Origin of the sequence: Paenibacillus sp. FSL R5-0701, from assembly GCF_037973995.1 — a bacterium.
Lineage (GTDB): Bacteria > Bacillota > Bacilli > Paenibacillales > Paenibacillaceae > Paenibacillus.
Genome location: NZ_CP150230.1, coordinates 6,846,044 through 6,868,089, shown reverse-complemented (window position 1 = coordinate 6,868,089; position 22,046 = coordinate 6,846,044). Strand labels below are relative to the sequence as shown.

At 47.8% G+C, this 22,046-nt stretch carries 20 protein-coding genes; 10 read left to right on the top strand and 10 right to left on the bottom strand.

What is annotated here, in order from left to right; translation table 11 throughout:
• Positions 1 to 30 precede the first annotated feature (30 nt).
• Positions 31 to 987, top strand: a complete 957-nt coding sequence (locus MKZ13_RS30170) for an ABC transporter ATP-binding protein (RefSeq protein WP_221820003.1) — start codon at positions 31 to 33, stop codon at positions 985 to 987.
• A complete protein-coding gene (locus MKZ13_RS30165; RefSeq protein WP_221820002.1) occupies positions 984 to 1,724 on the top strand; it encodes an ABC transporter permease in 741 nt (246 codons plus the stop codon). The genes MKZ13_RS30170 and MKZ13_RS30165 overlap by 4 nt, the downstream gene beginning before the upstream one ends.
• Before the next feature lie 448 nt (positions 1,725 to 2,172).
• On the opposite strand, the gene MKZ13_RS30160 is transcribed toward MKZ13_RS30165, so the two are convergent.
• From MKZ13_RS30160 to MKZ13_RS30140, 5 genes are all read right to left on the bottom strand, one after another.
• A complete protein-coding gene (locus MKZ13_RS30160) occupies positions 2,173 to 2,769 on the bottom strand; it encodes an undecaprenyl-diphosphatase (RefSeq protein WP_221820281.1) in 597 nt (198 codons plus the stop codon).
• A 517-nt stretch (positions 2,770 to 3,286) separates the two neighbouring features.
• A complete protein-coding gene (locus MKZ13_RS30155; protein ID WP_221820001.1) occupies positions 3,287 to 5,182 on the bottom strand; it encodes an FtsX-like permease family protein in 1,896 nt (631 codons plus the stop codon).
• Positions 5,157 to 5,927: an ABC transporter ATP-binding protein gene (locus MKZ13_RS30150; RefSeq protein WP_221820000.1), complete on the bottom strand. Its 771-nt coding sequence runs from the start codon at positions 5,925 to 5,927 to the stop codon at positions 5,157 to 5,159. Before MKZ13_RS30150 ends, MKZ13_RS30155 begins: the two co-directional genes overlap by 26 nt.
• Before the next feature lie 97 nt (positions 5,928 to 6,024).
• Positions 6,025 to 7,026, bottom strand: a complete 1,002-nt coding sequence (locus tag MKZ13_RS30145) for a sensor histidine kinase (protein WP_221819999.1) — start codon at positions 7,024 to 7,026, stop codon at positions 6,025 to 6,027.
• Positions 7,023 to 7,733 (bottom strand): response regulator transcription factor, encoded by a 711-nt coding sequence (locus MKZ13_RS30140; RefSeq protein ID WP_221819997.1) that lies wholly within the window; start codon positions 7,731 to 7,733, stop codon positions 7,023 to 7,025. Before MKZ13_RS30140 ends, MKZ13_RS30145 begins: the two co-directional genes overlap by 4 nt.
• A 232-nt stretch (positions 7,734 to 7,965) precedes the next feature.
• Here MKZ13_RS30140 and MKZ13_RS30135 point away from each other — a divergent pair, with 232 nt between their 5' ends.
• Positions 7,966 to 8,202: a hypothetical protein gene (locus tag MKZ13_RS30135; protein WP_221819995.1), complete on the top strand. Its 237-nt coding sequence runs from the start codon at positions 7,966 to 7,968 to the stop codon at positions 8,200 to 8,202.
• A gap of 105 nt (positions 8,203 to 8,307) precedes the next feature.
• Here MKZ13_RS30135 and MKZ13_RS30130 read toward each other — a convergent pair whose 3' ends face one another.
• Positions 8,308 to 9,165, bottom strand: a complete 858-nt coding sequence (locus MKZ13_RS30130) for an aldo/keto reductase (protein WP_221819990.1) — start codon at positions 9,163 to 9,165, stop codon at positions 8,308 to 8,310.
• Between the two features lie 195 nt (positions 9,166 to 9,360).
• On the bottom strand, positions 9,361 to 10,575 hold the full coding sequence (locus tag MKZ13_RS30125) for an MFS transporter (protein ID WP_221819989.1): 1,215 nt from the start codon (positions 10,573 to 10,575) through the stop codon (positions 9,361 to 9,363).
• A 164-nt stretch (positions 10,576 to 10,739) separates the two neighbouring features.
• Between MKZ13_RS30125 and MKZ13_RS30120 the strand changes: the two genes are divergently transcribed.
• The 3 genes from MKZ13_RS30120 to MKZ13_RS30110 all read left to right on the top strand — a co-directional run bounded on the left by MKZ13_RS30120 (position 10,740) and on the right by MKZ13_RS30110 (position 12,405).
• On the top strand, positions 10,740 to 11,135 hold the full coding sequence (locus MKZ13_RS30120) for a winged helix-turn-helix transcriptional regulator (protein WP_017691613.1): 396 nt from the start codon (positions 10,740 to 10,742) through the stop codon (positions 11,133 to 11,135).
• Positions 11,132 to 11,809 (top strand): TIGR00266 family protein, encoded by a 678-nt coding sequence (locus MKZ13_RS30115; RefSeq protein ID WP_017691614.1) that lies wholly within the window; start codon positions 11,132 to 11,134, stop codon positions 11,807 to 11,809. The genes MKZ13_RS30120 and MKZ13_RS30115 overlap by 4 nt, the downstream gene beginning before the upstream one ends.
• Before the next feature lie 134 nt (positions 11,810 to 11,943).
• Complete coding sequence (locus tag MKZ13_RS30110; protein WP_221819987.1) at positions 11,944 to 12,405, top strand: MarR family transcriptional regulator; 462 nt, start codon at positions 11,944 to 11,946, stop codon at positions 12,403 to 12,405.
• Positions 12,406 to 12,549: 144 nt separating this feature from the next.
• Here MKZ13_RS30110 and MKZ13_RS30105 read toward each other — a convergent pair whose 3' ends face one another.
• Positions 12,550 to 13,524 carry an aldo/keto reductase gene (locus MKZ13_RS30105; protein WP_221820280.1) on the bottom strand — a complete coding sequence of 325 codons (975 nt, stop codon included), beginning with the start codon at positions 13,522 to 13,524 and terminating at the stop codon, positions 12,550 to 12,552.
• 112 nt (positions 13,525 to 13,636) lie between these two features.
• Between MKZ13_RS30105 and MKZ13_RS30100 the strand changes: the two genes are divergently transcribed.
• Both MKZ13_RS30100 and MKZ13_RS30095 read left to right on the top strand, forming a co-directional pair.
• Positions 13,637 to 14,680, top strand: coding sequence for an LCP family protein (locus tag MKZ13_RS30100; RefSeq protein ID WP_306299259.1), 1,044 nt, complete (start codon positions 13,637 to 13,639; stop codon positions 14,678 to 14,680).
• 188 nt (positions 14,681 to 14,868) lie between these two features.
• Positions 14,869 to 17,457, top strand: coding sequence for a DUF2339 domain-containing protein (locus MKZ13_RS30095; RefSeq protein WP_221819985.1), 2,589 nt, complete (start codon positions 14,869 to 14,871; stop codon positions 17,455 to 17,457).
• Positions 17,458 to 17,828: 371 nt separating this feature from the next.
• Here the strand turns inward: MKZ13_RS30095 and MKZ13_RS30090 are convergent, their stop codons facing one another.
• The gene (locus tag MKZ13_RS30090; protein ID WP_192135259.1) at positions 17,829 to 17,984 is read right to left on the bottom strand and encodes a hypothetical protein; all 156 of its coding nucleotides are present in this window, start codon (positions 17,982 to 17,984) and stop codon (positions 17,829 to 17,831) included.
• A gap of 234 nt (positions 17,985 to 18,218) precedes the next feature.
• On the opposite strand from MKZ13_RS30090, the gene MKZ13_RS30085 reads away from it, so the two are divergent.
• Complete coding sequence (locus MKZ13_RS30085) at positions 18,219 to 18,890, top strand: FHA domain-containing protein (RefSeq protein WP_221819982.1); 672 nt, start codon at positions 18,219 to 18,221, stop codon at positions 18,888 to 18,890.
• Between the two features lie 26 nt (positions 18,891 to 18,916).
• Positions 18,917 to 19,495: a class I SAM-dependent methyltransferase gene (locus MKZ13_RS30080; RefSeq protein WP_221819973.1), complete on the top strand. Its 579-nt coding sequence runs from the start codon at positions 18,917 to 18,919 to the stop codon at positions 19,493 to 19,495.
• Positions 19,496 to 19,724: 229 nt separating this feature from the next.
• Here the strand turns inward: MKZ13_RS30080 and MKZ13_RS30075 are convergent, their stop codons facing one another.
• Positions 19,725 to 22,031, bottom strand: coding sequence for a carbohydrate-binding domain-containing protein (locus MKZ13_RS30075; protein ID WP_221819972.1), 2,307 nt, complete (start codon positions 22,029 to 22,031; stop codon positions 19,725 to 19,727).
• Positions 22,032 to 22,046: the final 15 nt, after the last annotated feature.

Genomic DNA, 22,046 nt, shown 5'->3' with positions numbered 1-22,046 from the left:
GTTGCACAGATACATTGAGGAGGGAGACATTTGAAAACGATATTATCGGTAAAACACCTAACGAAAGAAATTAAGGGCAAGTTGATTGTACAAGACATATCGTTTGATGTGGCAGCAGGGGAGATTATCGGACTACTTGGTGCCAATGGAGCGGGCAAGACAACCACGATGAAGATGATGGTTGGTCTAAGCAAAGTAAGTGCCGGGGACATTCATATCGCAGGTTATAGCATTAAGACTAATTTCTCTAAAGCCCTCCCTAATGTGGGGGCCGTGATTGAAGCCCCTGCATTCTATCCATATTTAAGCGGATATGAAAATCTACGCCAATATCAGCGGTTGCACAGAAATGCAAGTAAAGAGTGGCTGTCAGAGGTGGCTAGCCTGGTCGGGATAGAATATGCGCTTAAGCAGCGAGTAGGCACATACTCCATGGGAATGAAGCAAAGACTGGGTATAGCACAAGCACTACTACGTAAGCCAAAGTTGCTAGTTTTGGATGAGCCAATGAATGCACTCGATCCTGCTGGTGTGCGGGAAACACGAAACTACTTAAATCGAATAGCTGCCGACTTGGGAGTAGCAATTGTAATCTCTAGCCATCAACTATCAGAGATCGAGCAGATGGCGCGCAGAGTGATCATTATACAGCATGGTCGTTTAGTGACAGAACAGCAAATTGGTAAGGGTATAAATGATGACATCTTCTGTATTACTCTTCATATTGATAACATTGAGCGAACAAGAGAAGTTATGGCCAACTTGTATAGGCATGATCAAAATGCATTGGAATATAAGCAATTGGATAAATTATCCAACCACCTGTATACTATTACAATAGCTATTGATGAAGGTCAAGTTCCAAAGCTCATCCGAACATTATGTGATGCTAATGTGAACGTTCATCGGGTGTTCCAGGCACATACCAGTTTAGAGGATAAGTTTTTAGAATGGACAACTGTGCAAGATGGGGGTGAGTTAAGTTGATATGGAATGAATGTTTGAAGATAGTGAATAAAAAAGTCTTTATTTTTTCACACCTTGGTTTTATTGTGATGACGTTACTGTTGTCTTCGTCGTACATCAGTGGTCTTGAGGCTGATGTTACAGTGGCTCAAATGGTAGGTTCTTTGCTTAGTTTATCGGGAATGCTTGTTATTTTACCTTGGGCGATAGTTATGTCCCCTCTTATTTGGACGGATGAGTATCATTATGGTACTCTGAAACAGCTATTTCTGCATACTTCTTCGCGCTTACGGTTGTATTTTGCCAAAATTGTTGCGATGATCTTGCTCATCAGTTCGGGTGTTTTTAGTATATTCCTGATTTCTTTGGTATTAAATCTCTTAGCAGTTCCACAAAACATTCAATGGGGGGACATGACAGTTGTTATATACATTATCGGAGCTCTCGTATTGCAATGCTGCCTATATGCAAGCTTAGCGTCATTTATAGGCGTATGGACGAGATCAGCTGCTTTCGGGGTAGGCGGAAGCTTAGTGTTATACTTTTTTCAGTTAATATTTGAAAATAGCCTTTTATCCATATCATGGACGCACATTCTATTCATTCATCACGATGATTTAAGTGTCTACTGGAGCACATCACAACATAAATCAGAATTAGTTGGCTTACCTATATCGTTAATGATAGACATCATCTATATTATATTTTTCTTTGCAATTGGATTATGGTTCTTCGTTAAGGAGAGAGGGGCAGAATAAATATCATTCGGAGCTTAAGGGCTGTAGGATGACTTGAAGCCTTGTGGCTATGATAGCCAACATAACTAGGCTTTTTTTTGTACTTTACGCTGAAAGGAACAATCATTCGGCAAAATAAAGGGATCAAAATCATAAATCCACTTATTAAAGACTCGTAAAAAAAGCAGTAGCCAATCTAGGAACCAAGAAGTTCTAGACCTGCTACCGCTTTTTATTGTGCGCTACAAACCACTAAAGATAATACCTGCTTATTTCTCCTTGGTTGGTTTGGCCTGAATAACAAGAAGAAATACCATATAATTGGCTTTGTGCTGCGTTCCTTAGTGTACGGAAATCGGTGAGTTTACTGGATTTAATTACACAGTGTACGTTTTGCGCATTTTTGTTTAAGACCAGATACATAGCAATTGTTTCGACATATCGTAACAAACCTGGTACTGGCGGGAATTTACATACTACCAGACTTACGTTGGACAGGTAATACGCGCTGTTCCATTTTTTCATATAAAGCCAGAAACCGCCTGATAATCCCAAGCTTTGGTGCCAACCAATAGATGAACAAAGCTGAAATGATGCCAATCAACGCTCCCACTGCGATATCTATTGGATAATGAACTCCAACCCAAACGCGGGAGACAGCACCACAACAAGCAAGCGCCAGCCAGAGCCACCCACCCTTTCTCCGGACAAGCCAGAAGGAGACAGAGATGGAAAAAAACAAAATCGTATGATCGCTCGGAAAAGAATTATCTATATCATGGTTTAGGAGTTTGTTGACATTTGGCAATACCGCGAACGGCTGATAATGCTCATAAAACTTGCCTACCAATTTACCGATGATCTCTGCCAGAACAAAAGCAAGCCCTGCCTGGATAACCATCATCCGATTCCGGCTGCTGCGGGTGAACCAATAAACAAGCATTGTTAACGCTAGTACATACAGCATATATTCCGCCACAAATACAGCAGCTGGATTCAGAAAAGTAAACTGTTTGCCCAGATCATTAATCGTCCGGAACATATCAATATCCCATTGAAACAAAATCCCACCTCCACCTGAATTTCCAACTTACAATGGAGAACTCCAACCAGCCTACCTCAGTGATTATCCATTTTTTTGAAGTAGGCAATTGTTGCCACTAGTCCTAACGGCAGCAGCATAAAGAGACACATAGGAGTAGAACGAAGGGTATGCAGGAACTCCGCAATCAAATGCACGACTGACTATGGAAAAATCGCTTTATAGTCATAGTTTGCGATACTATATTCGCCATCTCAAACACAACTGTAAAAATAATGGTTTACACGCAGTTAGTTTTTTTGCGCATGTTGTAATAAACATCGTCGGGGCCGACAATAGAAACAGCTAACTTCACCCAACATAATACCGATTCTTAGCTGTTAGATGACGCCACATGACGTAATCCCGAAAAACAGGAATATCAACATTACGATAATACGTTTACAGGACGTCCTCTATCGGCAATCTGCTATACTCTTCTGTCTCTTTGCATGAACAGGTCGTACAAATCGTCCCCTTGTAACCGTTCTTTAATACGAGATTATCCGGTTCCACCGGACCGAAGCTGCCGCAAATAGCCGCTGCGGATAACTAGGAAGTACACGATTTGAATGATCGCGAATGCACTCAACACGATTATCGACTCTTTGATGAGCGAAAAATTGAACATGCCCTGCAGTGCCGTCAGTGCCACTGCACCGTGAATGAGCGCGATGGCAATCGGCAGGAAGAACAGAATAGCCATCTGGCGAGTGACGATCTTCGACAGCTCACGGCTGGTCAGCCCGAGCTTCATGATTGAAGCGTACTTCGCCTTGTCATCATCCAGATCCGTGTACAGTCGGAAATAGAGGAAGCTGCCGGACGCCACAAAGAATACCACGCCAACGAACAACCCAACGAACATCACTGCGCTATAGCTCTGAAGCAACTGCTTGATGTGGAACGCGAGTGAGAAGAAGCTATCATTCTTGGAGTGGCCAATCTCATTGTTCAGCTGCTGGCCGACTGCTTCTGTCGCCTTCCAGTCACTGACTGCGAACACATAGTAGCCCTCGGACGATTGCGGCTCTGGCAGCTGCTCGTAGCGGTCATCATTCATGACATAGTACTTGTTGTACTTCGACATGTACTCCGACATTAAGAAGGAGGCACTCTGTGTGATCAACAGTGGTTTTCCGCCGCCTTCCACGGCCAGCTCCTGCTCGTCGAAGGATTCGCCTCTTCCGTCTATTGAGTTGTACTGGACGATAGCCGCTTCGTTCGCTCCTAGTTTCAACTTCTGATCCCCGGCGACAACGGCAAATGTGTTGTACATTGACTCGCTGACGATCATCACCGTTTCGTTGCTCTCGGCTCGTTTGTAAGAGCGCAGCTCGGCCTGTAGCTTCGTGAAGGGAATTCCCTCCACGAAAAGTTTATGTTCGATCACATCCACCGCCGAGGCGGCCTGTTCCGGAGAGTTCCCCGCATACGAGATATATTCAAAGGCGAACGGTTTTTCAATCGACTCAGTAAGGATCGTCTTGAACCCGACTAGGGCACCGATTGCTGAGAAAGCGACAGTCGACAGGATCGTCACAAGGAAAAAAGTGCGGGCATTGTCCTTCATCCGATATGCAAGATCGTTGAAAAACAACAAGTTCGTTCGTCGCCAGTATAGCCTCCGGTTGTGCTTCAAGCCGCGGATCGTATATACGCTCAATTGAGTGAACAAAAAGTACGTCCCGACGACGACCGCCACTGTCACTGGCAGCAATGCATACACGACCATCAAGCCTTCGACGACCAGCGACACACCATATCCACAACCGATCAGTGCGAGCGACGCGAGTGACAGCCAGATCGAAGCGCGGGGCTCAGGCCGGGGCTTGGTGGATCCTTTGAGTAGGTCAATCAGCTTGTTGCCACGAAAGAACAGCACCGTGAATAGCGAGATGCCCAGAAAAAGCAGCATGAACGCGGCAAAGGTCAGAACGAGCGCTCGGTACGGCATGTAGAAGGGGAGCTCTTCCTCCATCCCAATCAGCGACTCCGCCGCAAGCAACAATATCTTGGATAGTACCAGCCCGGACGCGACGCCAGTCAGCGTGGCGCCGAAACCAATCACAATATTTTCGATAAATACGAGCCTCCGGAGCTGCATATTGGTGATGCCGAACATGACCAGCAATCCGAACTCTCGGCTGCGCGACTTGATAAAAGCGCTCATTGAATAAAGGACAAAGAAGAATGAGAATAGGTAGATGAGCATCTGCGCCACTAGTAATCCGATCGTTACCGGACTGCCGATTTCTCTCGTTGCCAGCCCCGGATGAAAGGCGAAAACGCCATAGACGAAAAACACCATCACCGCAAATGCGCTGCTGAGAAAATACGCTATGTACAGGCGTTTGTTGCGCATGACGTTATTAAACGCGAATTGTTGAAAGGTCATGCGCATTCCCTCCAAGCAGTGACAGTACATCGATGATTTTTTGGAAGAACGCCTGCTGGCTGTCCCCGCGGTGAATCTCGTTGTAGAGTTCACCGTCCTTGATGAACAGCACACGGTGACAGTAGCTGGCCGCTAGCGCGTCATGCGTGACAAGCAGCATTGTCGCCCCGTCCGCCCGGTTGATCGCCGTCAGCGTCTCCATAACGTCCCGAGATGATTTGGAGTCGAGGTTACCTGTCGGTTCATCAGCCAGCAGCAGCTTCGGCTCGTGAATGATCGCCCGGGCGATGGCCGTTCTCTGCGCCTGTCCGCCAGATACTTCATAGGGCCACTTGTCCAGAATGGAGGCGATCCCAAGCCTGTCAGCGATTCTCTGCGCCTTCTCCTCCATCGTGCGCACCTTCTCACCTTCCAGCGTCAGTGGCAGCACGATATTTTCTAAAATTGTCAGTGTGTTAAGCAGATTGTAGTCTTGAAAAATAAATCCAAGCTGTTGTCGGCGGAACCGGGCGAGCGCGTTGTGGCCCAATTGGTGTGGGTTCTGGCCGTCGATGAGCACTTCACCGGAAGTCGGATTGTCGATCGTCGCGATCAACTGTAGTAGCGTCGTCTTGCCGCTGCCCGATGGCCCCATAATGCCGACAAACTCGCCCTTCTCGACGCTGAACGATATATCGCCGAGTGCCCGGTGCATGACCTGGCCGCTGTAAATCTTGCCCAGATGAGTTGTTCGCAGAAGTTCCATATCCTCGCTCCTTCATGTAGCTGGTGATTTCTTGTTCTCCACCTCAAGTATACGGCGGGCTCGCCGAGCAAACCAATCGACGAAGATTACATTTAGCTTACATCGATGTAAGCTTGACCGCAGTCAAGAAATAAACCCGCACCCGGGTGCCAACGTCAACGGTAGAATCGATCTCCAGCTCGTGGCCCAGTCGGTTGCAAACTTCTTGTGCCAGATGCAGCCCCATTCCCGTCGACTCCCTGAACTTGCGGCCGCTCTCACCAGTGTAGAACGGCCGAGTCACCCGCTTTAAGTCGGCTAGCGGAATACCGATGCCTTCGTCTGCCACCTCCAGCACCGTCTTCGCGCCTTGCCGCCAGGCGCGAATGGCGACGGTCCGGCCGCAGCCAGCAGAGTATTTGATCGCGTTCGACAGCAATTGGGTCAATACGAACCCGATCCACTTCTCGTCGGTCGGCACCGTCAGTTCATCGTCCATCTGAACTTGAGGGTATAGATTATTGACAATGAACAGCCGCTTGTGTTCATTGACCGTTTTTCGCACAACACGTTTAAGTGGCACATGCGCCGCTTGGAAATCCTCCTCAAACGTCTCCAACCGGGTCGCGTGCAGTACTGTCTCTAGCCCCCACTGGATTCGGTCTGCTTCGTCGCGGATGTCGACCTGCCGCCGGTCGCTCTCGTTTTCGGTCAGCAGGTGGATAACCGAAAGCGGCGTTTTCATCTGGTGGACCCATTGGGTAATGAATGTCGAATGCTCACGGCGGCGCCGCTCCATCTCTGTGATACGAGTCATGTACAGTGCATACTGCGCCTGCAGCAGTTGGTCGACTGCCTGCGCGATGGGGGCACTGTTGCCGGAACCAGCCGCAGACTTATCCAGCTCATTTAGCGGCTCCGCAAGCCGATCGTACATCTTGCGATGGCTGATATAGCGCCAACCAGTATAAACTAGCAAGGTGACCATGCCAAGAAATATCGAATAGAGGGCGGTGTACACGTTGCGATAGCCGTCAAGCCAGTAGATCGCCACAACCAGCGTCAACTGAACAAGATGCATAACAAACATGGGCCAATGCTCACGGATTAGTAGCTTCATTTGGGTTCACCCAATTCGTCCGTTTCCAGCACTAGCTTGTATCCGGACCCGCGCACCGTCTCGATACTGCCCGCAACCGCGATCTCCTGAAGTTTCTTGCGGGCACGCGCGATGTTCACGTTCAGTGTGTTCTCGTCCACGAACTGCTGGTCGTCCCACAGCCTATCCAGCAGTGCTTCGCGGGTAACGACCAGCGGGTAGCGTAGAAGCAGCAGGTCCAGCAGATCCGCCTCCTTGCGCGCCAATGCGACAGTCGCGCCCCGCCACTTCAGCTCCAGCCGCTCCGGATAGAGGGCGAGCCCGCCTTGCTCGACCATTTTCTCCCGCGCATCCCCCGCATATTCACCGTACACCCGCCGCAACTGGCTGCGCACCTTGGCAATGACCAACTCATGGTGAAACGGCTTGGTCATATAGTCATCGGCTCCGTACTCCAGCGCCATTACCTGATCCATATCGCCTGAGCGGGCGCTGATGAAGATGATCGGACAGGTAGACACTTTGCGGATCTGCCGGCACCAGTAATACCCGTCGTAACTCGGCAGATTGACATCCAGCAGTACAAGATGGGGCTCGTAATGCTGAAACTGCGCCATTATATCTTCAAAATCGTCCGCGTACTGCGCTGTTAAGTTGTACTTTTCCAGACAAGCCTGTAAAAGCGAAGCCAAATTCGGATCGTCCTCCACAATCCATATGCGATACATTGCAACTCTCCTCCTCTGCGTCATCGTGTCCATAAGAAGCACAGTTTGTTTGCTCCACTTGCCCCTAGCGCGGCATACCCGCTCGCAGCCGAGGTAGTGAATGGGGCGACTGTCTCTATATTAACATAAACATAATTGCTGATAATCGTTACAAGCCCATCAAATCTAAGGATAGGAGAACGAACAACATTCGCTATAATGGATATAATTTACTGACGTTAACCTTAAGGATTTGGAAGGCGAGGCAGCTAAAATTCAGCAGATCGTAATAAATGGTGAAACGAAAACCTTCAAATGGGGCAATGTAGCAAATCCCTCCTTTTATCCTCAAATATCGGTCGTTGATTTAGATGCAGATGGGGAAGATGAAGTTGTCATTGTTCTGATCCAAGGCACAGGGAGTGGAGTACATGATTCGAAAGTGCGTATGCTTAGAACAGACTTTATAGAAATATCGGCTTTGATGTGAATCCACGTCAAAAAACCTCCAACTCTCGTACATAATGAGAGTTGGAGGTTTTGCCCTACTTATTTTTGCTGTAAATCAACCCTGAATCATGTGGACAACTTCAATTTAGAAATCGAAGTTGTCCGGGTCAGGTCCAACACGTACATCTTCGTTCAGAGCACTGATCTGATCCATCTCTTCATTTGAAAGTTCAAAGTCGAAGATGGAGGAATTCTCAATAATCCGGTTTTCCTTGGTGGACTTCGGAATAGTAATGACTCCATTTTGCAGATCCCAACGCAGGATGACTTGTGCAACCGATTTGCCTTTGTCTGAAGCAATCGCCGTAAGCACTGGGTTGTCCAACAGTTGACCTTGCATTAGAGGAGACCAAGCTTCAAGCTGGATACCATGCTTCTCACAGAAAGCTTTAAGCTCAACCTGAGTCAGGCGAGGGTGGTATTCCACCTGATTGACCATCGGTTTCACTTTGGCATCCTGCATCAGGTCTTCGAGATGATGAATCTGGAAGTTGCTTACACCAATAGCTTTAATGCGACCAGCCGCGTACAGTTCCTCGATTGCTTTCCAGGCTGCTTTGTATTTGCCTGCCTTAGGCCAGTGAATCAGATACAGGTCAAGGTATTCCAGTCCCAGTTTGTTCAATGTGGTATCAAAAGCGGCAAGTGTCTCTTCATATCCGAGGTCTGCATTCCATACTTTAGATGTAACAAACAGTTCTTCGCGTTTCAGGTTATTTTCTTGCAAAGCTTCTGCAATCGCTTGGCCAACACCAGCTTCATTGCCGTATATTGCAGCAGTATCAATGCTTCGGTAGCCATGTTTAATCGCACTTTTCACGGCTTCAATCAGTTCAGATCCTTCTTCTACCTTAAATACACCAAGTCCGAACCAAGGCATAGAAACACCGTTATGCAGAGTTACTGTAGATTGTAAATGTTGTGCGGTTTGAGCTGTTGTCATGAGATTTCCTCCTTAAAGTGTGTAAAAATCAGTCATATTAAGCTGAATTTTTGTTGTTTTATCATACAAAATTAAATCATAGTAGATCAAATTGGGTTCAACGTATATAGTATAGTAAAATACGATGTGAAACCGGTTCCCCTCATAAATTTGGAACCAATATTCCCAGGCCGAGCCCAAGGGTCGGGATGCAACTTAGAACGAAGCCTTCTGCAGTTCGGCAGGTACATGTTGATCCTTGCTTTCCAGCATTTTAGCCCAAGCGGTCAGGATTACAGCTACGAGAACCATCATGGCACCAACCCATGTCGTGTGAATCAAACCAATGGAGTCATTGATCACTCCACCCAAATAGGCACCTATAGCGATCCCTGCATTAAATGCGGCGATGTTAAAGGCTGAGGCTACATCCTTGGCCTGTGGTGCATATCGTTCAGCCAAGGTTACAACGTACATCTGAAGACCAGGCACATTCATGAAAGCGAGCAGGCCCATACCCATAATGGTGAGCAATGCGGCCAACTTAAACGGGACGGTGAAGTACATCACGCCGAGAATGATGGTCTGAATGATGAACATGTAGAAGAGCGCCTTGAGCGGGTTGCGATTGGCTGCTCTGCCGCCGATGATGTTGCCAATAGCGATGGCTATTCCGTACAACAACAGAATGAACGCTACTGTTTTCTCGGAATAACCGCTAATATCATGCAACAACGGGGACAGATACGTAAAGACAACAAATGTTCCTCCGTACCCAACAGCAGTGATGGCAAAAGCAAGCAGCAAGCGTCCACCTGTAACGAGCTTCAGCTGATCCCGAAATGCCGTCCGTGTTCCTCGCTTCAACGTGGATGGCACGAGTATCAGGTTCCCGATCATCGCAATGATGCCAACCACAACAATCAGGATAAAGGCAGCGCGCCAGCCCCAATGTTGGCCAATGAGTGTACCGAGAGGTACACCGGTTACTGTGGCAATGGTTAGACCGGAGAACATGATGGCAATAGCACTCGCCCTACGGTTGGCAGGCACCAGATCGGCTGCAATCGTGGAGCCTATGGACATGAACACCCCGTGTGCCAGAGCGGACACTACTCGTGCAATGAGTAACATGGTGATGCCCGTCGATAATGCAGCCATCGTGTTACCCGCAATGAAGACAATCATGATGGCAAGCAATAACGTTTTGCGTGATATGGTAGACGTCAGTGAGGTCAGAACAGGAGCCCCAAAGGTAACGCCTAATGCATATAAAGTAACGGTCAGTCCCGCTGTAGTTACGGAAATGCCCAGGTCATCTGCAATAAGGGGCAGTAGCCCAACGCTGATAAACTCTGTGGTACCGATCGCGAATGCACTAATGGCCAGTGCTAGCAGTGCCCACGTGCTGCGTTTTGAATCCTGTAACATTTCTTGCTCAACTCCCCAGAATGTAGATTTACGTACCGGCAAATGCTATTATGAGTTATTCGGTATAGATTGAATAGTACGTACTTTTTAGTACCCTACGTACTTTTTGGTGCCTATACAGCATGCGACGGATGTAATCCAATTCATCAGGGAGGAAGCAAGTTATGGTAAGAAAAAAATATAACATCTCGGTTGAAGCGACCTTAGAAGTGATCGGTGGCAAGTGGAAATGCGTCATTCTCTGTCATCTGACACATGGGAAGAGACGAACCAGTGATCTCAAACGTATTATGCCCGCAATCACACAGAAAATGTTAACACAGCAGCTGAGAGAACTTGAAAACGACGGAATCGTAAACCGAATCGTATATAATCAGGTCCCTCCCAAAGTAGAATACGAATTGAGTGATTACGGGAGAAGTCTTGAACCGATTCTCAATGCACTCTGTAATTGGGGAGATCAACATATTGTGAAGGAATACGGAGACAAATCAGCAGTTCTGGAAGATAATGGACTCAATGATTTTAACTCTGACAATAGGGAGCTGGTGCAACCGTGAACTATGAGATTTTATATGATGGTGCTTTTGCGATGCTCAAGGTACATTTGCAGCGGGGAGAGCGGTTCAAGGCTGAGAGTGGTGCGATGGTATCCATGACGCCTACGGTTGAACTGAAGGGTTCAGCAGAAGGTGGAATGTTTGCCGGGTTCGGTCGGATGCTGAGCGGGGAGAAGTTTTTCTTTCAGGAACTGACGGCTGCGGGCGGGTCGGCAGAGATTCTGCTCTCACCTTCAAGCATGGGCGATGTAGAAGCTGTTGAATTGGACGGTTCCTATTCACTCTATGTGCAGAAAGACGGATTTCTGGCGGGAACCGAGGGCATTCAGGTGAATACCAAAATGCAAAACCTGAAGAAAGGTCTCTTTTCGGGAGAAGGTTTCTTCATTATTGAGATCAGCGGACGTGGAACCGTATTTCTGTCTTCCTATGGTGCCATCCATGCGATTAATCTGGCAGCAGGTGAAGAAATGATCGTGGATAACGCCCATTTGGTGGCATGGCCTCATTATGTAGATTACCGTATTGAGAAAGCTTCACAGGGCTGGTTATCCAGTGTTACAAGTGGAGAAGGACTGGTATGTCGGTTCCGGGGAGAAGGAACCATTCTTATACAGAGCCGCAATCCGCAAGGATTCGGACAATGGGTGAAGCAGTTTATTCCTGCCCGCTAATTATTTTTTTGAGAAAGAACACACAGAATTGCAACGGATATGTTTCCATCATCGTTATATGAATAATGGATTTACTTCATTGACTGACGGGTATATATTCTGTTGCATAAGGTCGCACATCATGGAGGTATGAGATGACAAGCTCACGGTATAAAAACGCACAAGAAAGTCCGGGATATCTGTTATGGCAGGTTACAGCCATGTGGCAAAAGGAAGTACGCAGGGTGCTGGAGCCCCTCGAACTGACACAACCTCAATTTGTATTATTGCACGCCTGTTTGTGGCTCAATGAACACGATGAGGAAGGCAAAGGAGTTACTCAGGTCCAAATTGCTCATTTTGCCAAGGTGGATGTTAACGTAACTTCTCAGGTTCTACGTGCGCTTGAAAAAAGGGGATTAATTACCCGCGCCCGTCATCAGACAGATACGCGTGCCAACATTATCACAACAACGGAAGAAGGAACCCGATTGGCTGTGGAGGGAATCCATCTGGTCGAGGAATCGGACAAGGCATTTTTCGAAACTTTGGATGAACGTAAGGGAGAGTATTTGGAGATCATGCAGGAGTTTCTTCGCCAAAAAACAGAGAGTTGATCCGTAATATATCTTTTTTTAATGTATTAAACTACAGAATGTAGTGGAACTGGGAAATTTTCTAATTATTAATAATTATAGCACCTCTGCAAAATACAAACAGACCTCCTGACTTCATCTTGTCGGGAGGTCTGTTTCGGTTGCTCAATCGATTCGATAGGACGCAAACGGCTCGCGGCGACGGAAAGAGTCACTGATCTGGTCCAGATCGGCCAACAGCTCATCGGGCAGTGACATGTCCAGACTAGCCAGATTATGTTCCAACTGATCGGTGTGTGTAGCGCCAACAATCACTGTGGATACAGCCGGACGTGTCAGCAGCCATGCAAGCGACAGCACACTCGGGGAGCATCCATATGCAGCCGCTTTTGCGCTTACTTGTTCGCTCAGTTGAATATTATGTTCCAGCAAGAAACGGTTGAAAGACGGATCGGTGTCTGCTCTGGAACCAGAAGGCACACGGGTCTGTCCGTTATATTTACCTGTCAGAATACCACCTGCCAACGGGAAGTACGGAATAATACCTACACCCTGATCCAGACACATCGGTACCAGTTCCAACTCGGGCGTACGGTCTGCCAGGGAGTAGCTGGTTTGGGTGGAGATGTAGCGCACATAACCTTTCTGTTCACTGATGCCCAGAGCTTTCATCAGCTCCCAAGCTGCGTAGTTGGAGGCTCCGATGTAACGGACTTTGCCGGAAGTGACCATATCATCCAGTGTGCGCAGTGTCTCATCCAGCGGTGTATGCGGATCAAAAGTATGGATCTGGTACAGATCGACATAATCCGTTTGCAGACGCCGCAGGCTATGTTCCAGCTCTTGTTGCAGATGGTAGCGGGAGGAACCCCGCCCATGAGGACCATCATGCCGGGGTAATCCGGCCTTGGTAGCAAGCACCGCGTTTTCCCGTCGACCTGTGAGAGCCTGTCCAATAATGCGTTCCGATTCCGTGCCTGCGTAGATATTGGCAGTATCGATAAAGTTGATGCCCTGATCCATCGCTGCATGAATAATGCGGGTAGAAGCTGCTTCATCCGCGCGTTTGCCAAATGCATTGGTGCCAAGCCCCAGTGCCGATACACGCAAACCACTATTGCCCAAACGTCGATACTCCATCATTCATCGCTCCCTTTATGTACATTTATGTAATGCAGATTATAACGTAATCTATTGAAAACGTGTTATTAATATAGTTAAATGATTCTAAGAACCCGTTATCAAAGGAGATATGATGGAAAACAGTGCTGCACATTTAACAAGACGGAAGCCGAAGAAACCGAAGAAGAAATGGAAGAAGCCATTGATCATCACCCTAAGTGTGCTGCTTGTGTTGGGAGGACTCGGATTTATCTATCAAAAGCAACTCGTCGTGTTTGCCTTTAATTTGTTCGCTTCAGCTACAGTGAAGGAAGCCTTGGATGACTCCTTTGTACCAGCGGGCGATAAGGATGCCCCTGTCGTGGAACATACCGACCCATTCTCGCTGTTGCTGCTAGGGATTGACCAACGGGATAACGAACCAAGCCGTTCGGATACCATCATCTATTCCGTCGTGCGTCCAGAAGACAATAAAGTGCTGCTGCTGTCCATTCCGCGTGACTCCTATACCGAGATTGTCGGCCGGGATGTGAAGTCGAAGATCAACTCAGCGTATGCCCATGGTGAAGCCAAGATGGCGATGGATACGGTGGAGAATTTGCTGGGGAACAAAGTGGATTTCTATGCCGCGATTAATTTTAACGGGCTCAAGGATATTGTTGATGCGGTTGGTGGTGTGGAACTGCCGATCAAAAAGAACATTGAGAACAAGCTCAAAATTCATGAGAAGCTGTTTGTTGAAGCGAATAAACCGATCTATAACGGCGAAGAAGCGCTTGGATATGTGCGTTACCGGGAAGATTCCGATTTCAATCGGACGATGCGTCACCGGATTTTCTTAAGCGCCTTCATGAATCGTGCGCTGGAAGTCAAAAATCTGACCAAGATCCCGGACGTAATCCAGATTGCCGGATCGAATTTTACAACTAACATGACCTCGGACTTTATCGTGAAATTTGCCGAGTCCTTATATATGAAAGATAGCATACCAACGATCAGCAATTATATGCTGAAGGGTGAGGGTGCAACGCGCAGTGGCACATGGTACTACGATCTGTCGGAGGACGATCTGCAATATGTGCGTGGCATGATCGCCAGTTGGCTGGACCCGGATGCGACTGAGATTATTGAACCCGAGTCAGCGGACCAATCAGAGACGAGTGATGCGGCATAAGCATCCATTCTTGTGCAAAGCTCATATGAATATAAGTCGGGAGAAGCAGTTGCTTCCCGGCTTTTTTGCGTTTGAGATCCTACGGATGAAATATTGAACAGATATATCTAATGTTTAAACCTCTTTTTATGGCATACATATAGTAAAATATAGGGAAAAGATTAAACATCAACCAACGGAGGAAGCTCATGAAGGAGTTTAAGGATCGGCTTCAACAGGTTCAGGAGCAGCAGAAACAGCTGGCGAAGGAGTATCATGCCTTGCTCCAGGAATACCAGTCCGATGACCTGATCGTTCAGAATGAACAGTTACAGGAACAGTATGAAGCCCATAAGCTCAAGCTGCACCAGCTTGAACTTCGCTCGCGCAAGATGGAAGAAGAGAATGCACGTCTTCGCATGGCGTTATCTGAACAGATGCTGGATGAGAAGCTGAATCTGATCCGGGTATCCCGGGAGAAGATGGAGACCTATTTTCAAGGGAAAACAGCAGTACATAATGATCGAATTGCATTCCATGAACATCGAACCAAATCCAATCTAAACGCGCTGTACAACCAGGCGGCACAGGAGTTGCAAGAGGATTCCGATGAGGTAAAGGAGAGGATTGCTTACCTTGCGGCAGAGGTGAATGAGCGTATTGAATCGCACAGACGAGCCGTACGGGATAGAGAAGAGGCTCTGCGTGGGCACATGGAACGTGGATATGAGCATATGGCGGAGGAAGGGTTGAGCGAAGAGACTATTCAACGCCGGATCAAGCAGAATCGCATGGAGATGAAGATTGGACTCAGCTGGATCAACAAAGTAGCCATCTTGCTCCTCATTCTGGGGGTTGGAGCAGCGTTCCAATATTCGTACTCGACCTGGTTTAATGACGAGATGAAGAGCGGAGCCTTTTTCCTGCTCGGTGCACTGATGCTCGCTGGAGGAGAGTGGCTGTTCCGCCGCAAAAGACAGACGTTTGCGATGGGGCTGCTCGGCGGTGGGATATCCGTGTTGTTCGGCTCTGTCTTCTATAGTTACTTTTTACTGCATATTATCGGGTTATATACGGGACTTGCCCTGTCTGTATTGGTATCGGCAATCTCCGTATTATTGTCCTTGAGATACCAGTCGAAGACCATCTGTTCACTAGGTTTGGTGGGTGGATATCTTCCGCTATTCTCCTACATGTTCTCGTTCGGACTCGAAGGTCCGGCTGTCTATGTAGCCATGATCTATCTGCTGCTCTTAAACGGCATTATTGTGTTCATTTCGTTTGGCAAACGGTGGCCAGTGGTGCACTATATCAGTTTCCTGTTCAACACACCATCCATGCTCATCCTATTATGGCTGTCGCCAAGTGAGAAGATTGGCATGTTGTATTCCATTGTGACGTTTGCATTATATCTAGGCATTACGCTGGCATATCCGTTCAAACACCGGATGAAGTTAACCTGGTGGGATTTCGCTCTACTCGCCATGAATACGAGCATTAGTTGTCTGATGTTATACGTATTATTTGATGTGGCGGGTTGGAATGATGCTCAGGGTTTACTGGCGTTGATCTTCTGCGTGGTGTATCTGGGCCTCGCACGATTCGTCCAGCGCCATATGGTTCAGGAGAAACAGACGATTCTGCTCTTTTATGTCACTTCCCTGACCTTTGCCATTCTAATTATTCCGTTCCAATTCGGGGCCAAGTGGTTATCGATGGGTTGGTTAATTGAAGGCGTTCTGCTGGTCACGCTAGGACATCTAAAACGGCTCAAATCGGTGGAACGTGCTGGATGGGGCATTGTGCTTCTATGTCTAATCACTTTTGTGTACTATGATCTGCTGGCGCTATTCTTCATCGGGGAACGTTCTTACTTTATGTTAAAATACTCCAGCATCACGCTGGGAACCTTACTTATTACACTTTATTATGCCTGGGCAGTCCACGGCAACTCATCTTCCAGGGAGAGATTCAATTACAGCGCGCTGGAGCTGGGTTTCCTGAACGGGTTCAAGTATGTAACACTTGCGAATCTGTGGTTATACGTGCTGTATGAGTCGAATGAATTGTATACCAGAGCTGTCGATGGGACGTTCCTGTTATACATGTTCTACAAGTTGCTCATGTTCGCAGCGCTCACCATTGCATTGGCCTATGGACTGAACAAGGTGAAGCTGCTGCGTGATCGATACGTGCAGGTGTATACCACCTTCTTGCATGCTATTGGCTGCTGTATTGCACTGGCCGTAACCTTAACCATGCCAGCGCTTCAGCCGGAAGTTCAGCAGCATACGGCGGCGGAGATTATTGGTTTGCTGGTGCTAATTATCTTTAACGTAGGGGTATTCTTTGCAGGAAGGGATCTGCTGATTGCAGGCATCCGCGGGCAGTTCAAGAGCATTGAATGGTACCCGGTTATCGCAGGGGTGTATCTGCTGGGTGTCATCACCGTCTTCCTGACGATTCAGTTCCAATGGGGCGATGTGGGGCTGATGTTCAGCCTGATCTATCTGCTGCTGGCGATTCTCTATATTGCCTATGGATTCCGTAGAAAATATGTCATGATTCGGCGTCTGGGCCTAGGACTAACGTTGTTCGCTACGGGGAAGATGGTGTTCTATGATGTGGGGATGCTCACCTCGGGCAGCAAAATCTTTGCCTATTTTAGCTTTGGCGTACTACTGCTTGGGATCTCTTACCTGTATCAGAAGGTGTCCAGCCGGATGGAGGAAGTACAGTCCAGAGTGGTAGCGAAGCCTGACGACGAGCCGAATGTGCCTGAGGAAGACCAAGACTAACTTGGATACGAACGATAGAAGTAGCATTTGCGATTATATGGGGAGGGATTCGAAGTGGGATTTGACCTGAAAATCATGCTTTGGCAACTGTTATGGCTTGGTGGCCCTGTAGCTCTTATCGTGTATGCGTGGAGGAAATTCGGCGTGAGAAAGAAGCGGCAATGACGTGAGTGCGGATGGTGGGAATGTCCGCTGTCCACTTCACTTCGCTCTGTGAAATAAGTCGTGTAATATAGATTTTCTGGATTAAAATGAGGCTCCGGGTTGCTGTTACCAGCAATCTGGGGCCTTATTGATATGAGTCTATGGCTTAGCCTAATATGACATTCGTGAAACGTTTTGCGCAGAGATCACGTTATAATAGAGTAGACTTAGGGTTGGATCTTCATTTGTAACCATGAGGTTTCGGCAGCTGAGGTGCCTTTCAGTGGTTCTCCGCCATCATCATTCATACGGGAGAGCACAGTTAATGTCATGGATAGGGCAAAGGCGAGTAACACGTATATGAAAATATTTTTTTTGTTCATAGGAAGGTACCTCTCTTGTTGAATGAGCTAAAAGTAGACATCCGGCCGTCATGAGAAAAAAAGCACAACGTCTGGTATAGTAGAGTGAGTAGAACCGAACATAAATCGTTCCTGTATACCACTATATTGAACTATAGCGGTGCAAACAATGGAACAAATCTGATGATTTTATCATTATTGTTATGAAATGTTTATAGAGATCGAGTGAGTGATCATTGAAGGTGGGAGAATAACATGCGGGAGACGGCAAAAATCGTCATTCGTACGCCAGGACAGGAAAGTGACGGCTCATTTGCTTATGTAAGCCAAGGTCGCTCCATTACGGTGGGACGTTACACAGGCGGAAGTGAATTGGACTTGTCTATCTATAATCAGATGATATCGAAGCGGCATTGCCGCATTCATTATGATGTACAGCAACAGCTATGGATTGAGGATCTGGATAGCAAAAATGGTACCGAACTGAATGGGCAGCGCCTCGTTCCCTATGAGAAATATCCGTTTAGCGAGGGCGATAGCCTGACGTTGGTCAACGGACTGATCCAGCTTCGCGCTGAAGGGGATCTTGGAGAGACGAGGGAATATCGGGTGTCGGATCTGCTGGGTGAGGGTGTACGCTTGCAGGATCACCTGCAAACCGTGCAGATCGGTGAAGTGGAGATTCCGCTGTCCAAGAAGGAGTATCAACTGTTCAAGCTGCTGTATAGTGAACTGGACCATTTTGTGACCCGAGAGCAGATTGTGGCTCAGGTGTGGCCGGAGCGGAGCATGCTGGAGAGTGAAGCGGTGGGGATCGACGAGATTAACTCGCTAATCTATCGGACGAATCGCAAGCTGGGTGTACATTTTACCATCAAGTCTGTATATAAAAAAGGTGTATATATGAAGTCTCATGTGCCGGAATGAATGAGTGATAACAAAGGGATGAGTTCATGTTCATCATTTACCTGATTCCATGGCTGATTGCCGTGGTGACATTGATCGGTGTCATATCGATCGTACTCGTGAGTTGGAAAAACGGGATTTCCCCGATGCCCACATCCAGTCGTGTCAGACAGGTGGTCATTCAAGAGGTAAACCGTATTCCCGGGTACGGGGATGTGCTTGAAGCAGGCTCCGGATGGGGCACATTGGGATTGGATGTTGTAAGACACTGCCCTGGTAAAAGGCTTACCGGGATTGAGAATTCGAGAATTCCCTTATGGTCTTCCCAACTGATTGCCTATTTCAGTGTTCGCTTACGTCGAGCCAAGGGAAAAAAGTACTCTCTCAAGGGCAGGCTGCGCTTCATGCGCGGGGATATCTACACCAGTTCCTATGAACATGCGGATTGTGTGATCTGTTATCTGTTTCCGGGTGCCATGACTAAGCTTCTGGACAAGTTCAGTCGAGAGCTTCCGCCGGGTGCCAAGGTGATTAGCGTCTGTTTTGCCCTGCCAGGAAAAGAACCACTACGTACTATTACATGCCGGGATGCCCTGCGTACCAAGGTATACGTGTATTCCTTTTAAAGAAAAGAACAGGAAAGTGATCACCAGGTTTACTCAGCTGGAGTGCTGTAAACCTTCTGCCATAACGTTAATGGATGAAAGAGTGCGCTTCATATCATAGTAATGCAGATACCACGTAAGAATGAGGATACGAAAAAGGCCCCGAACTCACTATGAAGTGATTCGGGGCCTTTTTGTCTCGCCTTTGAGTTGGGGCAAGAGATTGCTTGATTATTGTTTACCGCACGTATTATTTTGCAGAATCGGTAGTGCCTGTGCTGTCGGATGTTGTACCGGATTGGGATCTGTTTCTGCCGCCTCCGAAGCCACCTTGACCACGGCCTCCTCCTGGACCACCCATACCTGAATTGGCTGTAGTTACACCAGATTCATTGACCCAAGTTACATTGCTTGTCGATTGGAAGGCAACCACTTGAGTTCCACCGCTATACGTACCGTCTGTGTAGAGTCCATCTACCGCTTTACCTGTTGATGTACCACCGGAGTAGACCACGTAGGAACCATCTTTTGCAAGATCCGGTGAGCTGACAACCACGGTTTGATAATCTTTTGCCGGAGCGAATGTCAGAATGTTGTTGCCTTCGTTGTCTTGTACATGTACAAGTGTTCCAGCTTTTTGCGTTGCAGGGAATGTCATCACAATGGTGTTTTGCGTAGACGCATCGGATGTTCCTTGTGCCATACCAGAGCTTCCGGCAGCCACGAGGTATCCACCACTGATTTCAAAGGTGCCGTCATAATCCAGTGCTCCGTTGCCGCTATCCGTCGGTCCGTTCACAATAACCGTTCCACCAGTCATGTTAATGGAACCATTGGAATCCAGTCCGTCACCACCTGCGTTCACCGTGAGTGTACCGCCGTTAATGTGGAACTCGTTATTGCTCGCTGCCGCACCGCCCATACCGCCCGGTCCACGTCCTTGCTGAGTAGTAGCTGTACCTTGGGATGCCTGATCGGTAGTTGATGTTGTGCCCGTCGTTTCGGTTACAGAGATGTTGGAAGTCGTTGCGGCATCGGTTGCTGTAGTAGCGCTATCTGTACTTGCCGCTGTATTCGCAGCTGTTTCCGTCTCGCCACCTGCAGCATTTACGCCATCATCGGATGCTGTTACATCCACATCCCCATCGTTCAGGGTGATGACTGCCCCCTCAAGTCCTTCGTAGCTCTTCGCAATGGTGATGGTTCCACCGTTAATCGTAAGGGCCTGATCGGCATGGATGCCGTCATCACCGGATTCAATGCTGAATGTTCCATCGTTGATGGTTACGTTATTGTTGCTGTGCAGGGAATCATCCATGGAATCAATGGTATACGCACCGCCATTAATTGTAAGGTCTGTTCCTGCTTTGAGTGCTTTGGCACTTGTGGACTCCGTTGCTGTTGTAGCAGTGTCCGCATCAGCATTGTTATCCGTTGTTGCTGTTGCATTGGCAGAGTTGGATGCTGCTGCGTCATTCGTATTAGCACCTGCATTTGTACCGCTGTTATTAGGCATCTCTGGCATATCCGCAGGTGGTTCGCCATCTGGTGGTGTGCCCATATCTGTTGGTGGTGTGCCGCCGCCCCATCCACCGCCACCGCCGCCAAATGGACCTTCTTCAACTTTGGCTGGTGCATTGGCACTACCGCCGCCCGTTACAATGTTGTATGTGCCTCCATCCGCAACAAGTGCGGTTTCGGCTTGAATACCATCGTTGCCACTTTGAATATCGAAGGTACCTCCTGCGATAGCAACGTAACCTTTGGTGGTATCCGTGTCATTGGTCGATTTGATACCGTCGCCTTCGGCTTGAATGGTAATCGTACCCGCTTGAATAGCGACCATATCCTTACCTTTGATGCCGTCATCGGCTGCTTTGACACTGATGTTACCGCTAATGACTTTCAGATCATCCTTGCTCGTAATACCTTCATTATAGTTACCTGTGACGGTCAATTGACCTGCACCGTTGAACGTAAGATCCGCTTTGCTGAAGATCGCAGCATCCGGCTCATCTATCGTAGCATCGGCGTACACATACGTTTTACCATCGGAAATGGTATTCTTGGTTCCTTTTTCGAGCGTAATCACCGCTTTACCAGCCTTCTGAATGTAGATCGCTGCACTGTCGTTATCATGAATGGTTGCTCCGTTTAATACGAGATGTACAGTGCCCTTATCGGCAACGTTAACCATGATCTGGCCATCCGTTAGCTCACCGCTAAGTACATAAGTACCTGCTTCGGAGATGGTTACCGAACCATTCGCTGCTTTGGCACCCGAACCAGTCACCGTTGCAGTTGTGCCATTCAGTTTAATCGCTGTGGAATCCGCCTCACTCCAGATAATATTGGTATCGTCAGCATCCAGAGAGACCAGATCTGCATATTTTACTGAAGTTTGCTCGCTGACAGATACCGTTTTGGTTGTTCCTGTCGTTGACGTTGCGGCATTGGCCGTTGTGCTTGTCGTTGCTGGTGAACTGCATGCTGCGAGTAGACTGGTAATCATGGCGATGGACCAAAGTTTGCTGCCTGTTATCATGTTTTTCTTCATATTAGATCGTTCCCT

Excerpts from the sequence above, each read along its gene's own strand:
- MKZ13_RS30155 (WP_221820001.1), bottom strand. The coding sequence starts at position 5,182 with ATGACCTTTCAACAATTCGCGTTTAATAACGTCATGCGCAACAAACGC.
- MKZ13_RS30150 (WP_221820000.1), bottom strand. The coding sequence starts at position 5,927 with ATGGAACTTCTGCGAACAACTCATCTGGGCAAGATTTACAGCGGCCAG.
- MKZ13_RS30145 (WP_221819999.1), bottom strand. The coding sequence starts at position 7,026 with ATGAAGCTACTAATCCGTGAGCATTGGCCCATGTTTGTTATGCATCTT.
- MKZ13_RS30140 (WP_221819997.1), bottom strand. The coding sequence starts at position 7,733 with ATGTATCGCATATGGATTGTGGAGGACGATCCGAATTTGGCTTCGCTT.
- MKZ13_RS30130 (WP_221819990.1), bottom strand. The coding sequence starts at position 9,165 with ATGACAACAGCTCAAACCGCACAACATTTACAATCTACAGTAACTCTG.
- MKZ13_RS30125 (WP_221819989.1), bottom strand. The coding sequence starts at position 10,575 with ATGTTACAGGATTCAAAACGCAGCACGTGGGCACTGCTAGCACTGGCC.
- MKZ13_RS30120 (WP_017691613.1), top strand. The coding sequence starts at position 10,740 with ATGGTAAGAAAAAAATATAACATCTCGGTTGAAGCGACCTTAGAAGTG.
- MKZ13_RS30110 (WP_221819987.1), top strand. The coding sequence starts at position 11,944 with ATGACAAGCTCACGGTATAAAAACGCACAAGAAAGTCCGGGATATCTG.
- MKZ13_RS30105 (WP_221820280.1), bottom strand. The coding sequence starts at position 13,524 with ATGGAGTATCGACGTTTGGGCAATAGTGGTTTGCGTGTATCGGCACTG.
- MKZ13_RS30100 (WP_306299259.1), top strand. The coding sequence starts at position 13,637 with ATGATGGAAAACAGTGCTGCACATTTAACAAGACGGAAGCCGAAGAAA.
- MKZ13_RS30095 (WP_221819985.1), top strand. The coding sequence starts at position 14,869 with ATGAAGGAGTTTAAGGATCGGCTTCAACAGGTTCAGGAGCAGCAGAAA.
- MKZ13_RS30090 (WP_192135259.1), bottom strand. The coding sequence starts at position 17,984 with ATGAACAAAAAAAATATTTTCATATACGTGTTACTCGCCTTTGCCCTA.
- MKZ13_RS30085 (WP_221819982.1), top strand. The coding sequence starts at position 18,219 with ATGCGGGAGACGGCAAAAATCGTCATTCGTACGCCAGGACAGGAAAGT.
- MKZ13_RS30080 (WP_221819973.1), top strand. The coding sequence starts at position 18,917 with ATGTTCATCATTTACCTGATTCCATGGCTGATTGCCGTGGTGACATTG.
- MKZ13_RS30075 (WP_221819972.1), bottom strand. The coding sequence starts at position 22,031 with ATGAAGAAAAACATGATAACAGGCAGCAAACTTTGGTCCATCGCCATG.